This window comes from Pedobacter sp. AC163 (assembly GCF_979258665.1).
In genome coordinates this window covers 5,310,297-5,327,483 of the sequence record NZ_OZ409872.1, presented here as the reverse complement: position 1 = coordinate 5,327,483, position 17,187 = coordinate 5,310,297, and the positions used below count along the sequence as shown (strand labels likewise).

Sequence of the window (17,187 nt, the reverse complement as noted above, 5' to 3'; positions counted from 1 at the left end):
AAAATAATAATATTGTTTATATTTTATGTTATTGTACACGCATTTTTTTAGTGTACGGATCCCAAACCATCGCCTTACTCAAGCCTGGATTAACGCCTAAAGAACCGTATTGATCAGTTCTTCCATACCCTAATTCTTGTTTCAATGGTTTGAACCTTGAAATTCCATTTGGATTAGCTGCTGAAACCAACCCACTACTTTCGCCGGATTTAAAACCTCCATTTAAACCTACTGTAGTAGCTAGAGAAGATAAATCATTTACCGCTTGTCCTGTGTTTTGATTACCCGCTCCGATAAGCGCACTTGCTGCAGCTGCTTTCTCTTGATATGGAGCATCTTGGTTATAAGCAAATTCTTTATCGGCATATCTAGCACTATCATCAAGTTCACCTTGAAGTTGTCTTAATTGATTTTGTTTAAAGGATGCTTGTTGAGTAGCAAGATCATTTGTTTGTAAGCCTTCGTTAAATTGAACCTTTGAAATTCCATCGAGAACATCGCCGCCAGAAGATGCTGCTTGAACAATGTTGTCCATAGCATTAGCACTTGATGCTGAAATGTTATTTCTGGCAACCGTTGTGCCTGGCATATTTCCATTGAAGTAATTTTGCTCAGCCAACGCAAGCCCTTGACCTACTTCCGTTGGACGAAAATAAGTTGGCCTTACATTTTTCTGCGCCATCTTCTTTCCTTTATTGGATTGAATAATACCTGATATCCCTTGAAATAATGAAGGGATTGCTGCTGCTCCTGCGGACCATGGATCAAATGCCATAACTATATGATTTAAAAGTTTCTATCCTGCGGAGAACTGTATAAGAATACACCTCTCAGTTTAATTTCCTTTGTTTCTTTCGTTTCCAATTTTGTGATTAAAATCGGACCTTCAATAGTTCTTCCTTCGAATAGAGCTTGCAACTCATCAGTAAAATTTGGATCCAACATATCACGTTTTATGTCAGCCCAATATTGGCCACCATCCAGATCAAAATTATTCTCGTGTAAACGAGTTTTCATTCCTTGAGGATGGGTTTCATTCGGCTCAGTTATCATTTCAGGAGCACTCCATCTACCATTACTATCAATTTTGATTTGAAACCAAAGTTTATTCAGTTCTTTATTTGCATTTGCAACAAACTGAATTTGACTGGTATATTGTACTCCGAAAAAATTATTGAAAATAGGATTAACACCTTGTTCCCAAATTGTTCCGCCACTAAAGGTAAACAAACTATCAATATACTTGGCGTAGAATTCTGGAACATAAGAATGGTAACCACCAAAAAAGTTAACATCTTCATTAAAGACAAGAGTTTTCCCATTTCTCGTTTGGTCAACAGGGAATACGCGTAGTGCTTTTACATTATTTTTTCCGGTGGAATAGAACTTTACGAAAGTGCTCAGATCAACAACATTTAAGTTCACTGAGTATTTACCCTCTGTAGAGATTTCTGGACCTTCGTTTTCCCCTGCTATTACCTTTATAATCCCAGAAGTAACAGGGCCGACCTCAAACTCAAAAGTGTAGATACCAATTTCATCGAAAACAAATAATCTTTTAATTGTTCCTGGGTTACAGCCATCATGATAAGCAATACCATCCGACACAACCCATCCCTGCTCAGAATATGCTTCTCTAAGATCGATATCTATTGACGAGTTTTTGTTTATCGTATAATTCATTAGTTCACAGTTAACCTAAAACCCTGTTTATCAACTCCTGTAAAATTATGAGTGTCTCCTGCAGCGATATTTTGTGTATCAGTAAATGTTCCCCCATTTGGTGTTGTAGTTACAGTTACAACAATGTTTACTCCAGAAGTATTCTGAACTGGTATTGTTTGAGTATTTGAATCATTCTTTACATTGTATGCGCCTTGGCGTGCGCTTCCCGTTGCTGGAACATTTACCTGAGAAGGTGATGCCCCTAACATCGTTAATGAAGTTGTAGTGTCGATGGCGCTTACCTTTATTAATCCATCAGCAATAGCAGTGTTATTGATCAACTCGTAGCCCATAACAGGAACTTTCAAGCTAGCATCATTACTTGAAGTCGTTATCTCAATAGTATATTCGGCCTCAGTAAGTTCAATGGGGTGAACGTTTACATCAGCGGCACTTACACTACCTCCGGTATTTGTGTAGATTATATCCCCGGAAATACCTCCTTCTCTCACATTCATAGTTAAAGAAGCATCATCCGGCCATCTTGTCGATAAATGATAATGAAAGCTATGAACGGTCATCACATCGCCTACAAGAAATTCTAAACCTGAATCTGTAGTTCCAGCAAAAGTAAATAATTCTTCGGCTCCAGAATTTTTCCTTAAACCTAAATTGCCTTCAACATATGGTGAATTATCTCTCGAGATATTAACGTGAACAATTACGGGTGTTGGTGGTAAGGGTAATGGACAAGCGGTAGTATTATCAATTGGCTGAACGTAATCTGAATCGTCAACTGTGTTTGGTTTTTCTTGGCCAGTCAATGTACCATCGCCCACATAATATTCTTCTAATGTGGTCCAACCTTGTTTTCCTGTGTTTATTGTTATAGCCATTTCTTATTAATCAGTTGATTCCTCTTGAATACAGTATGATGACGATTGTTTAACTCTCCATGCAGTAGGTTTTGGTTCTTGTACACAAAAAGCGGTACTCGCTTTTGGTCGCCAGGCCTTCGCTCTATCGGGTACGTCAACAACGGTAAAGCACATTTTTTTTGGCTGGCTCCACTCTCCATTAATATTTACACGATAGGTTAAACTATCTGTTCCCACATAATTGGAGTTACCAGCATATGAAATTAAACCATCTTCCGAAATTGAAGCGGTTCCATTTGTAGGTTGTGTAACAATTTGAAAGTCGGAATCTTCAGCAACCTTTTCATCCAAAATTTGCCAACCTGTTAACCCATCGAAGTATATGTATTTGTTATATCCCTCAACAGTAATCAGTAATAATCCCAACTTCTTATCGAAACCTAAAAATATCTTTGCTTTGTTGTTAACAGCCTCATTGATAATTGATCTTACCTCTTTGTTTAAATTGTAGGTTTCTGATAATGGTTCCTCGCCATTTCCCCCAATTCTAACTACTACACCAGAATTTGGGTATAAAGCATATAGATGTGTTCCATTCACACAAAATGCTTCCGGGTTATTACCAACTCCACCATTTTCCCAGGCTAAGTATTGTATGTTGTTTAGGAATTTTGTAGATGCAGCTCGTAACGAACTTCCACTTTCATCAAGTGTGATGGTTGCGTTAACAGGTACATACGTTGTTCTCAGTTGCTTAAATCCAAAAATATTATTATTTACAAAAAAAGTACGCATGAAAATTCCATACTTGTCATTGTAATCTTCACGATCAAGGTTGTCAAAATCATTTAATCCATTGATTTTGGTATCCTCAATTGAATTATTGCTATACCGGTGGCGATTACCAAAGGTTACTTCTCCAACGCCTGTATCCTCGCTGTTTGGCCTTCCATTATCATTAATCAATGACGGATAGAAATCTGAATAACTCCCATCTTCAATATCTGAAACAATAACCTGGGCACCCGGAACTGTATTGGTGATTGGTAGTTCGCGGTTTCTCACATACGCGGTTCCCTCACTTATTTCAATAATAGCTGGCTGAGTTGCAGACTGACTTTGTTTATCACCTTCATGATAAGCATTATCGGTTCCTGCATTTAGTATATTGAATTTCTTTTGAAACTCAAAGAACTGAGCATTCTCTCCGGATACTTTGGAGGATGGTTTAAAAATCTCAACCAATGGAAGATCAGCAGTGAGCAAATCAATCGGTGCAGCTGGTTTTCTAATCCGTATTGTACCTCTATTATCAACTAAGTCATAATAATTAAACGTCTTCGCATCACTTGTTCCAATAGGCGCATTCAAAGTATAAGTTGTTGCGTTATCAACACCAACAATTTCTCTTTCCGAACCTTCAATTACTATAAACCTCCCTATATTATCTGATTTTGCACTTGCTACAGTTACGTTGGTTGAACCATTGGTTGTAATGCTTGACTTGATTTTTTCAGTTACAACTTCTTGATAGCTTAAAATTTCCGTTTCGAAAAAAGGATAATAAGTTGCATCGTTCAACTTCTTGATCAAACGTAAACGATCACCAGGCTCAAATGAATAAGATAAATTACTATTCGGGTGAACTTTATTATATGTAATCAAGCTGCCGATAATTAAATCTTGATACTCACTTGTGGTTGTAGTTTGAACATCAATCACATTTTGTATAAGCATCTGAATATAATCACTGTAAATCAAGTCACTTGATCTAACGATTTGATAAAACTTAGCCCATTTTGGTGCCGGATGATTTATCTGTAAAGTGATCACAGTCTTTTTTATTCCACCAAGATCATTAATAGATTTGATTGCAATTATTAATGCATCAACGGTATAGGTTAATGATTTTCTGCCATCGAAATCCTCATAAATTATTCCCAGTTTTTTAGAGCTGCCAAGCTTTATAATTTTGATGCTTTCGCCAGTATCTTTCAGGGAATTGTATTGAACAGGAGTTACGCCTCCAGTTGAAAGATAATATCCCGATGACGGGTAATCAATAATTGAAAATTCAAAAGAGATATTGCCGGATCCATCATCCGTATTTGTGTAAATGTTTCTTTCTGGCTGAATTTCTGAATTACTGTTTCCCCTAATTTGACGGATGATATTTCCACCATTACCTCCGGTTTGTGATAGGAGTTGTTGTTTTATCTTGTTTGCAACTGTAATAGCTGTATCTGTTACAACGGCTGTATAGTTTACATAGAATGTTTGTGAGCCATTGGAAATACTTCCTGAAAAAATGTTTCCTGCCTTCACATCGTTACCAATAGTAACCTTATGGGAATTGGCTCTTTTGTTGGCAGTCACGTAATGCGAAGTGCCATCCAAATCCATGTATTCGCCATGGTTTAGATTTCGGTTATATAGGTAAGCGCCAGTATTAGCAATATCCGAAAAAGTGAACAATGGTTCATTAAATTTATTTTCAGTTCCGCTCTCAATGAATAAATCTTCATAACGAACAGTTGCCGAAACATCTATATCAACCACCGGAGCACCTTCCTTACCCCCTGTATAAACCAAAGCATTTTTGGCGATGATTTGGCAACGAGGAACTTTCGGAAGAAAGTTATAAGGCCTAATTACCTTTTCATATGCAGTAACGGGATAAACAACATCATTATAGAATTTGTAAGTGTATGTTGTGTTGTCATTTATCTTTAAACGCTTCTTGTTCAGCGTACCTATAAGCTGCCATTGAAGTATTGATTCATCATTTTTCTCGCCACTTGTACTTTGCATTCCAATCTCAACCTTAACAACGGTTCTATCTCCTGTTTCCACAGTGATATTTAATCCGTTGTTATTGGTTGGTATGAATTTGACACCAGTAAAAGGTTCTTTGTCTGGAGTAGCAACTGCGCTAAAATCGCTCCAATTACTTTTCTCACCATCATCATAAATGAACCTGGTTGCAAATCTTCTTAATGCTCCGTAAATCCTGTTAAACTTTTTTGTGGCATCTGAGAAATAAGAAACTACCGGAGGAAAGTCTGCGGTTCTTTTGTAAGCATTTATAAAGCTTTCGTATATAACCGGTCCATAACCATCAGACGTTTTATCAAACAGTTTGGATATGTTGGTTTTACGGGCGTTATTTAAAGCATCGACCCAATACAATAGAACGCCTCTGGCAATATCAGCGTGGAGTATCAAAAAGTCTTTATTAAACTTTAAAATATCAATACCATTTGTATCGGTAAGATTAATTAAAGCCGGTAACACAGATTTGTTCTGTCCATTAAATTGGTAAATTCCATGGTATCCGTTTTCATTCCAGATAAAAAGAATGAATTTCTGATTTTCAGAATCATCTGCGGTGCCAATACATTTATTTTCTCCCGCTGGCAATAAGAAAGGTATCTGTAAATTACCTTTAACGTTCTTAACAATTCCTTTACCACCAACACCAGATGAATTATTTACAATATTTAATGCATAGATAAAATCTCCTTTAGGTAAATTCTCTAAAGAAACATCTGAGTTTTGTCCTCCAAAAAAGGTGATTTCCTCAATATTGCGTTCGTTTTCCTCAGCCATTTATCTATTTACTACTGCTCTAATCCAATCTTCAATTGTTGTATCCTGGTAGAACTTTCTTAATCTATACTGTTCTTGCTTATAATTTTCTCTTGAACGATCACTTAACCCTTTATCCGTTCTCCTGTAATATTTCCAAAAAACGTACTCATCAATACATGCCTCCGCTTCAATTGGAATATGAGAAACGCCTTTTGAAATGCCTCCATCAATGAAAGTAAATTGAAAGGTATCGCCTGGTAAGGTTTTGAATTTCAAATTGGTTATCCTTCTTTCTTTATCATGAGTAACCGCATTTACTTTATCGTAACCTAATCCGTATCCCGAAAGTGATAATCCATCGTATGAGAACTGAGGTATTGATGTTGAGCTTCCAGAAATGGTATTTTGGATATCCGCTTCAACATCTGTCATATCTCCGCACCCACAATCAGAAGCAGATGAAATTCCACTATCCACAGAAACGTTGCAGATTTTACCGCCTCGTTTCAATCCAATCAATAAAGGCTTAACACAATCACAAGGCCATGGCAAGTTTTTCAAATGATTTGCTTTGATTTCAACAGTAGTTACGCATGGCATAACATAAAGCTGTAAATCAATCAATGCACCTCTAACATGACTTAAAATGGTATCGTAGTTTTTAAAATCCGGTTCGCCTGTTTCTCTACATAACTGGCGTATCTTCTGATCGATTGGAGTTGTTGCCATTATGCAGTAGGTTGAATGTCTTTATTAGTGTTGTAATAATCTTTAGGAAGTTGGCGTTGGCCAAGGAAGAATTGAACCATCAAATCTATAACCTGTATTTCTGCCCCATCTGGTAATGGAACTTCTTCTTCGTTGCCTAAATCAGCAGCGTTTACAATCATTTTTACCATTGCTACGCCGCCATCAGCAAACAATGGATCCAAATTATGATAAGTAATATTCTTGCCTTCCAATTCATAACTGGTTTGACAAGCTTTAAAACCACCGTAATAATCTTGCATGGCTGATCCACCTTGCTCAACAGGAACAAAGTGCTGTCCTAATACAGTACCAACAAAAGAAACCGCCCTGTTCTTTGGTAGAGCCAATGGCCGGTGGGGTAATACGCTTGTGTATTTCTCAATATCAGTTTGATAATTGATGGCAATGTTCTTGTAAGTCTGAATGAATAAAGGCTGAATTATTTTTTCCTCGCCTTCGTCACGCTTCTGAAGAAAGTAATCAGCATTCATAACAAAGTTGATCGCCGGAGCCAATAAAATATCAACATCCTCCCACCATGTAGAGTTATCCGTTGTAGGATATCCACCGGTAAGTTTTAAATAAGCGGCACCTGTTAATTCTGCTTTTGTCATTTCAGATTATTTACTTTCTTCAGTTTTATCAGAATCCTTTTTACCTTTCTTAGCAGCCTTTTTAGCTTCTGCTTTAGCTGTTAAATCAGTTACCATTTCAGAAACATATTCCTGCTGAGCAATAGCATCCATTCCTTTTCCAATACGGTAAATTGAACCGTCTTCGAATACAAGAGTTGCTACATCAAGTCCACTAACCTTGATTACCTTTGAAGTAATCTCTTGGCCCATAGCTAAAGAAAATAACTTCGATGTACCAGATTCAAAATCCTGTTCATGAAATTTCTCTTTGGTAATCTGCTTTCCTGTATATAATTGGAAGTTTTGCGCTTCTCCCTCAGTAAATAATACTGCTTTTGTTTTTGGGGTTGCCATATCGTTTATGTTATAGGTTTAACTTCTTCTTTTGCAATGCCTAACCGAGCATACTCATTTAACAATGTATCGCGTACGGATAAACCCATCTTGTCCATTGTCATGTACAACAAGAGATTGAAAACATTCATTCCCCAGATCATATTTGTTTGTCCGGAAATGATTCTTTTCGATTCACCGTTTACGTCAGTATAGGTGTATGTTACCGAAGCATCGGTTGGGTACTTGGCATAAACCACTTTGAAATTCAATTCCTGAGCTGGCATCACGTTAATTCCTGCACTATCAAAAGTGTATAAAACTCTATTTTTAGCCAGGTCGGCCCGGCGTTGTGGTATCAACTGAATGATGTCAACCTGATTGGTGCCAACGTATTGAGTTTTATATGTCTGCGTGCTGGTCTTTTTATAAGTCAGACGTAGAACATGATTAAAGCTGGTAGGAAAAGGAATAATGCCAGATGAATTTGATGATACCGAGTTGGCTGTTAGTATCAGTGGCGTAATGTAATCTACAACCTTCTGGTTAAATTCATAAATACCAAAAAGATATTCGGCCAACTCTCTTTGAGCCATGTTGATGTAATTGGAAATATCCTTTCCAGTACTGAATCCGCTTTGATTTTTCTTAGCCAGATTCTCTAAGGTTTCAATGAAAATTGCAGTATCTATCATCTTTTACCTATAAAAGCCGACTACTTTCATAGTCGGCTGTTTATTTTTTGGGTTATGTTATGCTACTTCAACGAGTTTTAAAACCGGTGGAGTGGCATCTTCTGGTAGTAAGCCAGCTTCTTTATCTTTATTCCACTGCTCAATGATCTGATCGCCTTTTTCTAACATCGCTTTCTTCGATGCGTAGTGCAAATCAGGGTTGTTTACGTCCTGATCAAAATACTTTCTAAGCTTATCAGCAGCTTCTTTTTCAGCGGCAGTTTCAGACACAACTTTTTTATCGTCCTTATCTAAGGTCGTATGAACATGAGGTTCATCGCTTTTCCTTTTGAATTGGTCGAAATACTTATTGTTCTCTGGTTTCTTCAATACATTAGCACTAACCTTTGCCTGGATGCCGTTTTGAATTAGAGGGAAATAGTGATCTAAATCAGATTCGATTTCCGCACGTAAATAAGGCATGTGAGGATTGCCAACCGGAAGTTGAGCCAATTGTTTATCGCCAAGAATAAATGTTCTTACGTTACCTTGAAGTGATTGAGTGATAATACCTTTATCAATTGCATCCTGAATAATACCTTCAATAGCAATTTCATTTGATTCTAAATCCAAAGTGAACTGAGCTGGATTTTCTTTCAGTTTTGCACGTACCATTTTACGTACTTCAACTTCCTGCAAATCATCAACGCCAAACATCTTGTATCCTTTTGCAACCTGGCGTAATTGCTGTTCGCCTAACCCTTTTAATAAGGTCAATGCTTCAAACAATAATTCCTCTTTATCATCTTCTTCTTTGGCCAGCTTTGCTGTGTCATTGAATTGATAGATGCAGTTAGGGTTTTGCTTACCAAAGTTTAAAGGACTTTGTTTGTTGTAGGTGTGAATGAAAAGAAAGAAAAATTTAGTTTTCTGATCATCCGTTAGCGCCAAGCTTAAACCTTCCATCATTAGATTCAATGGAGTATGTTTCAACCTGGTTAAACCGTTTCGGGTTTCTTGACGAGAATTATCAGCATAGGTAATCTTTACTGATTCACCATTTTTGAGCACCACATTAATTGAGCATGGAATTCCATGACCGCGAGGTACAATTGGTTTTTGATTTTGTGGATCTCTTTTATTGTCGAATCCAAGTCTTTTAAAACTACGGTTCTTCGTTTGAAACGGAACCTCAGTTTTTTTGATATCTAATAGGACGCAAATTTCATCAATGTTAGATGGTTTGTCATCAATATATAACCTCATAATGGTCTTGAAAATTAGTTACACTTGTAGAAACTGAAATAAAGCATCCAGATTAAACCGGATGCTTTAAGTTTTTTATTCGGGAACGATTAACCTACGCTTGTAGATGGACGAACTGCAATCCATTGAGATACTAATCCCCAATCTCCACCCATTTCTGAACGGAAATCCCATGATTTAGCATCCAAATCGGTTGTTGGATTGATCATATCGGCACCGCCTAATTTGATCGATTCCATTTTACGGCTATAACCACCCAACGAACGGTATTCAGCACCGATAGTCGGAGTATCTGCTTTCTTACCTTTGTTGTTCATGGTAGAATAAGGAATGATTAAACCAGATTTGGTATAGTCATAACCAATTGTACCTAACGACTTAGGATCATTGAAATCAGAAAGTTTTTTGAACAAGAACTTACGACCGCGGAAAGCGATACCACTGAAACCAATCCAGGTAAAGAAATCATTTGCATCTTGACCTTCAAGAACCTCTGGTTTAAAACGTGACTTAGCGTATTCAAAAACGCCATGCTGAGTAGCGCCAAACTCCATTAAAGCAGATTCAACCGAGCCTTGCAATTCATATCCCATCAAGAATAAGAACATATCAGCTGCAGTTCTTTCGCTTTCCTGGTAAGCTGCTGCTTCACCAAAATTATCTAAACCGAAATCACCATCAGTGTATGGTAAAACACGACCTTTGTTTTTAGCAGCGGTCCACGCACCTTCAGTACGATACACTTTAGTATCATGACCTAATTCTTCTGAAAATGCTAACTCAGTATCTGATTTGATACCAGTTAAAAGCATGTTCGATAAATCGATGATGTGACGTTTCTCGGTGTCCTGAGTATTACGAGTGATAAAGATGTTTTTACCATCGCTTGAATCAGCTAACGCATACGGCGCTTGCAAAGTCAAACCTGTACCAGTTGAAGAATAACGAGATTTAACAATTTGATACCAGTTATCAAAGTAGTTATCCAAACTTGTAACTGGCTTTGCAGCGCGGCTACCTTCTGGATAAGCATTACCAGTTAATGCATAAGTACCGTTGGCAACAATTTTACCAGCAAGGTTAACTGTTGGATCAATTGGTTTAATACGTAAACGGTGTAATGTTAAACCAGTTGTTAATTTTTCAAGAATAACAACCTTCTCGCCAGTGATTGGAATTTCAATTTCCTGTCTCGATTGAGGATAAGAAATGTTAACTCCATTTTGAGAGAAGTGAGAATTTGCCGCCAACTCAATGATTACCTCAGTGTTTGGACCGGTTGAAGCCTGGATGATTGCGTTAACAGTGAAGTTATCAGTCAACCAATCATCTTCTAAGTGCCAGATTTTAGCTTGGCCTTCTGAACCACGAATTAGACCTAAATTGTCTAACATCATGTAAAAATTATCAGGATAAGAATGACGTGTCATTAATTTCCTTTTATCTGCATTGGTACCGTACTTTTGTACGTACTCTAATGCGGTATAGAGTTCGTTACTCCAACCAACCTGTGCTGCTGATACTTCTGGCATTGTATTTAAGTTTTTTTTGGGTTTTTAATTAAAATGTTTCAGCTATTTTCGAAGCAGTTGCCTGTCTCGAATTTGCTGCTGGTACTGCCGGATTATCTTGACCTCTGTTGATTGTTGATGGATTATGGAATTCTGCACGAATTGATTCATCACGAATGTTGTTCACATGAATGACGTGAGCATCGTACATTGCTATTTTAGCGAGATTTGTTGCGTAGGTTTTTAAGCCTTCTACATTCTCTGGCTTAGTAGTATCTATTTGGTTTTCTAAAGCGAACTGTTTTACTTGGGTTCCGATATGAGTTTGAATCTCTGCTGGAACTGGCAAAGCAATATTTACGGCTTTATCACCTTGTAATCCATTTACATTTACATTGGAAAAGAAACTCGGTAATTCGGTTTCGATCTGCTTGGCAACTGGAGCAACTTGTGCTTCGAACGCTTGTTGTCTTGCCTGGATCTGCTCCGGTGTTTCTGTTACTTCTGGTGCTGGTGCTTGGGTTTCGAATGATGCTTGCAAACCTTTTAGGTATTGCTTTGCTTCATCGCCTTTGATTTTCAATTGGATGTTGGCAGCTTGAACATCTTCTTCGGTATGAATGGTGTCATCCGTTTTGTAAGTTGTTTTAAGCATTACCTCAGCATCGCTTTCTGATAGATTGTGTTGTTCCATCAATTGCCATTTTACGGCATCACGACTTGGCAATGCGTTTACATCACCTAACTGATTGATTCGATTGAAAAGGTTAACCTTATTTGCATCTGCCCCGGAAGCATAAAGCTCATTAAGCTTTTTTATGTAATCGTTGGCGTATGGATTCACACTTTTTAAAGCCTCAACCTCTTGGTTCCTCTGCTGTAATTGACTTTCTAAGTCAGTAGCTTTAGTCGCTTGGGTGAAAATGTTTAAAAAATCTTCTTCACTTTTAACCGAACCATTACTGATCTCAGTAATTTTTTCTGTCCATGGTGTTGAAGGTGTTTCCGGTACGGCCGGTGTTTCTGGGGTTGATGCTGCTGGCGGATTAGCTGCAACTGGAGGAACTACAGGTGGAGTTTCCGGCGTAACCACTGGTGGCACCGCTGGTGGATTGTCATTATTTACAATTGGTGCGATAGGCTTCTCGCCTAATAGATCATCAATTGCCGCTCTGTGATTCTGTTCCGATGTTGTTGCTTGCTCAGACATGCTTTTTATTGTTGGTTCTAACTAGAAATAAATATTCACTTATCTAATATTTTTATTAGATTATATTATATTTCAAATTTAGTTTTATATATTTGATGTAGTTATAGCATTATAGTTCTACCTCAAAGCAAGCATGGTAAACAGGAACACAATAGATATTTATACAGATGATTGCGCTACATCATTTGGGAAGCAAGTCAAAGCGAGAAGGGATGAATTGAACATGTCAGGCAATGAACTTGCTAAACAATGTTTGATATCAAGACGGTGGTTGCAGAAAATTGAGAAAGGGAAAAAGGTTCCTTCTCATTATATAATTTCATCCATCAGTAAAGCACTTGATCATTTCGAATGGGAGTTTTTCACCTTAAAAAGATTTTAAGAAATGGAGAGCTTAATCCACCCTGAAATAAATAACCTTATTGGATTTATCGATACGATAGATGGTGAACTCGAAACATTTGTAAGTTCTGAGGACGGTAACAATATTTCCAATAAAATAGGAAGGCTAGTTGCTTTGGTTTCTACTAGCGCGAATGCGGTAGCATTAGCAGGAATGATCTATAATGAAAGACTTGGAGAGGAACTTGAATTGCTTCCATCAAAAATGTCTGCTACTGATAAGAAATTGGTTCTAACCGGAAAACTTTCCAAAGAAACATTCTATAAAACACAAGTTGAAAGACAAAACGCTGCATTGGTTCATGCTATTGATGGATACAGAAGTATGCTTAGTTTTCTTAAAGAAGATATGAAATTGAATAATCAATACACTCCTAACCCACAACATTAATGGAAAGCAGATCGGTATTCATTAAACCAGATGCTCCAGTGGAAAAAACTGCATCAGGAATATTCTTGCCAGAAAGCATGCAAGAAGCAAACACAGAAAATATTGGTACCGTAATTACTGCGGCGCCAGGTACAGAAGAAGAACCAGTGTGTTACCGAAAAGGTGATCGTGTTAAATACGATAAAAACGCTGGTCGTGATTTTGATTTCGAAGGTGAACATTTAAAAATGCTGGCCGATACCGATATCTACTGTACCATCATAGATATACCTCCCTCGTCAGGTGGTTCATAGGGCGTGACAATTGAACAGTTGTTTGATTGCAACTGTGTAGCTGATTAATACTGATTGCCTTTCAACCCTTTTGATTTAAACGTTAGGCATTTGCACAAATCCGGTCACTTAAAAACATTGGGACATTAATCTTCAAATCGGTCCGGCACTAACCATAAAGTGCCCTTTTAATTTTATATGGGAAGTATCAAAATGAAAATGGGTTATTGCCCTATTTGCGGCAATCATGAGCCTAAGCCTGTCGTTGCTGGTTTGTGTCAGTACCATTATTGGGCGAGTAAGAAAAAACCATTGGAGAGAAAGCCTGTAAAAATCCCAAAAGTAAGCGCAAAGCAATTGGATAACCTAAAGGTTTATCGTAGAGCGAGAGATAAGTATTTTAAAGACCATCCAATATGCGAGCACCCGGAATGTAATTCAACTCAGGTTACTCTCCATCACATGCGTGGTAGAACAGGTTCATTCCTTACTGATAAAAGATATTTTAAATCATTATGCTGGCCACACCATCAATGGTGCGAAGAAAATCCAATTCAAGCAAAAAGGTTGGGATTATCTGCAGATAGAGTTTCACAATAAAATAAATTATATGAAGTACACAAAAAAGCCTGTAGAAATTGAGGCATTTACATTTGAAGAATTTGTTGAGTATGCTAAGGCAAATACTCCAGAACCACATTGGTCAATTGATTTTCGAGGGCATGCTATTACTCATGAAAACGATAGCCTTTACTTAATTCCAACTCTTGAGGGAGTTCACAATTTCACACCAGAGGACATGCTTATTGTAGGAGTAAAAGGAGAAATATATCCTTGCAAAAAGGACATCTTCGCCATGACGTACAATACTTTAAAAAGCGATGGTGGAGAAATAGGTTTAGCGAAGAGACTTTATGATGCTTATTGTGATGCAGTTGGAGGTCTTGCGTTTAATGGTGATCCGCTCCCTAAATCGGATGAGTTCTTTGCTGATGAATCTAAAAAGAAACAATCAAACGCTTGGTTAGCATGCTCAAAAGAAACCTATGATATTATGCTAGAATCTATAAGAAACTTAGGTCACCCAGCATACAACCAAAGTTCTTCGGTTACCGATGCGATTGACAAATTAAGAGAAAAGGGATTTCTATTCCTGGGTATTCAATAATTTTAACAGACCGACATAAATGTCGGTCTGTTGTTTACTTTATTGTTTTACAGTCTTTTTGTACTGATCTGAGGACCAGCCATAAATATTTGAAATTGCTAGTTCCTTTCTCTTATTCTCACCTTTCAATTTTTCCAATTCCATTTCGGCTTGGATTTCCATCATCTTTTGACTTCCGGCAGCCTGAGCTTCAGTTTGAATTTCAGCCTGTTTGTTCTGCGAAGCTTGCTGATTTGATTGCTGCTGAAGCTGAGCATTTTCTTGGTACCGCTTTTCAGCGATCTTCTCATCCTCCGAACTTCTGTATTCCTCGATGTTAGCCAATGTTAATCTCGCCAATTTAATATTGCCAGATTTGATGATTTCAAATACCATTAACTCATCAGATGGTTTAATTCCACCTGTTCCGGTTTGCCTACGTAAGTCTGCTAACTGGAAGACACGTTGTGTCAACATCAATTTTTCATCTTCAGTTACGGATGCCTCCAACTTGATGTTATAGTTATGCCATGCAATTTCTTTTCCGATACGGATGTATTGCATAGAACGATCAGTAGCAAAGTTATCTCTTTTATTATCATCCATGAAACTCGCTTTAACCTTCCATTTGTTAGCAGAAATTTCAAGTCCGCGTTCATAGTGCCTTTCGCGGGCTTTAATGATTGTAAAGATTGAATTCTCAGTTGCGTTGATGGCAATTTTTGAAACGCCTAAACCAGTTTCCGAATTTGGAGTTGAAGCAGAGAACACAGAGTTTAATCCGGTAATTTCCTCGATCATTCTGATATTCCATTCCAGATCATTCCTGCACTCCAATAAACGCTGCGCTACATCGGATGGGATGATATCAATTGGTCTGCTACTTCCATTGTTTTGACCCCATGGATTTTTATCATCAACGATTAAGAAACCTTCATCGCGGAATAAAGCCATCAAATCTTGTGGCTGCTGTAGCTTGTTGTTAATTTTTACGTTTTCGAAAGCAGATGCATTGATTCGGATGTTGTGACCAGTAGTTAAATTTTTAATGATCATTCTTTTCTTGAATAATGCAATGTTTGCATCATCGACAAAACCCATACATCTTTCGGTTAATGAAGGACCGGTAAGTTTGTAGAAGTTGAAAGAAAGAACCGGGCACATCTGGCCTTTATCATTTTTCTTGTAAGGGATATCGTTCTGAATACCGTAATCAAATATTTCATCGGTACCTAAAATCATTTTACATTTGAATACGGTTTGATGAGTGTATTTATTCAACTCCTTACCGCGTTTTCTATCAGCATCCTTTAATTCATAATCATCAGATACTTTATTTAAGGCGATGTTTCCTTCTTTTTGGCGAGTGACTTTTGTTTGGGCAAATGATTTGCACCCTAACCATTCCACATCAGCCACATCGACCTGAATACTATCAAGAACAGCTAAACCTAATCCAGAATCTTTAGATTCCTGAACCGAGTACATGAAATTTGAAAGCTTATGTTGCGAATTGAAATCGGCATCATTATACTTCTTCGCAATTTCGATTATTTTACTTTCTGGAAGATTTGTTTCCCTTCTTAAACGGCCAATTGTATATCGAGTAACGGTACCGGCATAAGTTGCATCATGAAAATCAGCATACTTTGACCATGGTACCATAGCATGTTCCATATCAACGTGATCATAAAGCACATTATCAGAACCAGGTTCAGTGTAGTGACGTTTACCGCATTTTCCAATATGGAGTAAGTCTTCAATTATTAAATCATCGATAATTTCTTGACCACTATCTAAATCGGTTTTATCCAATAGAATTTTAATGGCAATTTCCTGTAGTAATTGAAAACCGCCTGTTGCTGCAAATCCATCGACCTGTTGTTCATTCTGAAACGGAACTGCAGTAGCAGCTTGACCAACTAATTGTCCTTCCGGAGAAACTGCCATACCTCCAGCTGCCTCATTAATTTCAGCATGAAGATTTTTCATCAAATCATTCGTCATTAATTTAGTAGCGGCCTTTACCATATCCTTTTGGAAAACCGCTTGGGGATCAATTGCCGAAGTAATAATATCGTACTTCAACTTTTGCATGTAACCTTTAACATCACCCAATTTCTTAGGAAGGATATCAAGCGTTTGCCAGTTGATGTTGATCGTACTTTTTCGGCGGCAACCGGTAACTGGATCTTTCAATCCAATCAAATAATTTTTGTATCGGTCGGCCCCTTGTTTCCCGTAAGCATATGCTCTTAATTCAGAAATGCTATGTTGACTTTCAAATTTGGTGTACGGTAACTCACAAAGGTTGTTCAAATACCTGGTAACAATAGCTTGGGTAGCTTGCCTAAAATATTTTTCATCATCCTTTACTGATTGAGGTAGATTATCAGATGGGAATGGATAATTCTTTTTCTTATCCCCTTGGTAATCTGAAGCGAATTGTAGTTTCATGGCGT

General features: G+C 37.6%; 17 protein-coding genes. 5 read left to right on the top strand and 12 right to left on the bottom strand.

The features are described from left to right. Window positions 1-28: 28 nt before the first annotated feature. From ACZZZK_RS23275 to ACZZZK_RS23225, 11 genes are all read right to left on the bottom strand, one after another. On the bottom strand, window positions 29-775 hold the full coding sequence (locus tag ACZZZK_RS23275) for a hypothetical protein (RefSeq protein WP_463486235.1): 747 nt from the start codon (window positions 773-775) through the stop codon (window positions 29-31). A gap of 11 nt (window positions 776-786) precedes the next feature. Then, window positions 787-1,683 (bottom strand): hypothetical protein, encoded by an 897-nt coding sequence (locus tag ACZZZK_RS23270; RefSeq protein ID WP_463486234.1) that lies wholly within the window; start codon window positions 1,681-1,683, stop codon window positions 787-789. Next, a complete protein-coding gene (locus ACZZZK_RS23265; protein WP_463486233.1) occupies window positions 1,683-2,561 on the bottom strand; it encodes a hypothetical protein in 879 nt (292 codons plus the stop codon). Before ACZZZK_RS23265 ends, ACZZZK_RS23270 begins: the two co-directional genes overlap by 1 nt. A gap of 6 nt (window positions 2,562-2,567) precedes the next feature. Then, complete coding sequence (locus tag ACZZZK_RS23260) at window positions 2,568-6,152, bottom strand: Ig-like domain-containing protein (RefSeq protein ID WP_463486232.1); 3,585 nt, start codon at window positions 6,150-6,152, stop codon at window positions 2,568-2,570. Beyond that, complete coding sequence (locus tag ACZZZK_RS23255) at window positions 6,153-6,863, bottom strand: hypothetical protein (protein ID WP_463486231.1); 711 nt, start codon at window positions 6,861-6,863, stop codon at window positions 6,153-6,155. Beyond that, complete coding sequence (locus ACZZZK_RS23250; RefSeq protein WP_463486230.1) at window positions 6,863-7,498, bottom strand: hypothetical protein; 636 nt, start codon at window positions 7,496-7,498, stop codon at window positions 6,863-6,865. Before ACZZZK_RS23250 ends, ACZZZK_RS23255 begins: the two co-directional genes overlap by 1 nt. A 6-nt stretch (window positions 7,499-7,504) precedes the next feature. Beyond that, complete coding sequence (locus ACZZZK_RS23245; RefSeq protein WP_463486229.1) at window positions 7,505-7,873, bottom strand: hypothetical protein; 369 nt, start codon at window positions 7,871-7,873, stop codon at window positions 7,505-7,507. Between the two features lie 5 nt (window positions 7,874-7,878). Continuing rightward, window positions 7,879-8,547 (bottom strand): hypothetical protein, encoded by a 669-nt coding sequence (locus tag ACZZZK_RS23240; RefSeq protein WP_463486228.1) that lies wholly within the window; start codon window positions 8,545-8,547, stop codon window positions 7,879-7,881. 57 nt (window positions 8,548-8,604) lie between these two features. Next, the gene (locus tag ACZZZK_RS23235) at window positions 8,605-9,792 is read right to left on the bottom strand and encodes a hypothetical protein (RefSeq protein WP_463486227.1); all 1,188 of its coding nucleotides are present in this window, start codon (window positions 9,790-9,792) and stop codon (window positions 8,605-8,607) included. An 89-nt stretch (window positions 9,793-9,881) separates the two neighbouring features. Beyond that, window positions 9,882-11,324 carry a hypothetical protein gene (locus tag ACZZZK_RS23230; protein ID WP_463486226.1) on the bottom strand — a complete coding sequence of 481 codons (1,443 nt, stop codon included), beginning with the start codon at window positions 11,322-11,324 and terminating at the stop codon, window positions 9,882-9,884. 28 nt (window positions 11,325-11,352) lie between these two features. Continuing rightward, on the bottom strand, window positions 11,353-12,513 hold the full coding sequence (locus tag ACZZZK_RS23225; RefSeq protein WP_463486225.1) for a hypothetical protein: 1,161 nt from the start codon (window positions 12,511-12,513) through the stop codon (window positions 11,353-11,355). 133 nt (window positions 12,514-12,646) lie between these two features. Between ACZZZK_RS23225 and ACZZZK_RS23220 the strand changes: the two genes are divergently transcribed. The 5 genes from ACZZZK_RS23220 (at window position 12,647) to ACZZZK_RS23200 (ending at window position 14,746) form a co-directional block, all read left to right on the top strand. Beyond that, the gene (locus tag ACZZZK_RS23220; RefSeq protein WP_463486224.1) at window positions 12,647-12,895 is read left to right on the top strand and encodes a helix-turn-helix domain-containing protein; all 249 of its coding nucleotides are present in this window, start codon (window positions 12,647-12,649) and stop codon (window positions 12,893-12,895) included. Window positions 12,896-12,898: 3 nt separating this feature from the next. Then, entirely contained in the window at window positions 12,899-13,306 is a 408-nt protein-coding gene (locus ACZZZK_RS23215; protein WP_463486223.1) for a hypothetical protein, read from the top strand. Then, window positions 13,306-13,599 carry a hypothetical protein gene (locus ACZZZK_RS23210; protein WP_463486222.1) on the top strand — a complete coding sequence of 98 codons (294 nt, stop codon included), beginning with the start codon at window positions 13,306-13,308 and terminating at the stop codon, window positions 13,597-13,599. The genes ACZZZK_RS23215 and ACZZZK_RS23210 overlap by 1 nt, the downstream gene beginning before the upstream one ends. 177 nt (window positions 13,600-13,776) lie before the next feature. Further along, window positions 13,777-14,178, top strand: a complete 402-nt coding sequence (locus ACZZZK_RS23205; RefSeq protein ID WP_463486221.1) for a hypothetical protein — start codon at window positions 13,777-13,779, stop codon at window positions 14,176-14,178. A 10-nt stretch (window positions 14,179-14,188) separates the two neighbouring features. Beyond that, on the top strand, window positions 14,189-14,746 hold the full coding sequence (locus ACZZZK_RS23200; RefSeq protein ID WP_463486220.1) for a hypothetical protein: 558 nt from the start codon (window positions 14,189-14,191) through the stop codon (window positions 14,744-14,746). Window positions 14,747-14,785: 39 nt separating this feature from the next. On the opposite strand, the gene ACZZZK_RS23195 is transcribed toward ACZZZK_RS23200, so the two are convergent. Next, a complete protein-coding gene (locus ACZZZK_RS23195; RefSeq protein ID WP_463486219.1) occupies window positions 14,786-17,182 on the bottom strand; it encodes a hypothetical protein in 2,397 nt (798 codons plus the stop codon). Window positions 17,183-17,187: the final 5 nt, after the last annotated feature.